A 430-nucleotide genomic window follows, 5' to 3' on the forward strand; every position below is an offset into this window, starting at 1 on the left:
AATTTCTTCCACATGTCGGCCGGGAACAGGTTGTCCTGGTCGATGGCCTCGGCGCGCGGCGCCAGCTCGGCGGCGACGAAGGCCTGGACCTGCTCGCGCAGCATGTCGATGGTTTCACCGAGGGCGAAATTGAGGCTGGAGTAGTTCATGGGGCCACCTGCTTGTCTTGTAATTGTTCTGTGTTCAGAGAGTTCGTGCATCCGGCGGGTTCCGGCCGGCGCTCCGGTCGCAGCCTGAGCGGCTTCGGGAACTGGCTGCTCGCTACTTTACGTTAACGTAAAGGTCCGCCGGCGGTCTGTCAACATGCCAGCGGGCGGCGTTCTGCAAGCATAGGTGCACGGCAAGGGCGGTGCCGCCGGCCATGGATGCCGCGGGTGGTGTTTCGTCGGCGGTCGGGCACTCGGCTCGACGCGGGCGGGACTAAACAGGC

The 430-nt window shown here is 64.4% G+C and carries 1 protein-coding gene; it reads right to left on the reverse strand.

The genetic code is table 11. The annotated features are described in order from the left end of the window. The coding region (locus ACU8YC_RS28490) for an acyl-CoA dehydrogenase family protein (RefSeq protein WP_446896451.1) at positions 1-200 on the reverse strand (200 nt) is incomplete at its 3' end. Between the last annotated feature and the right edge of the window lie 230 nt (positions 201-430).

This window comes from Citrobacter sp. VF227, assembly GCF_052950715.1.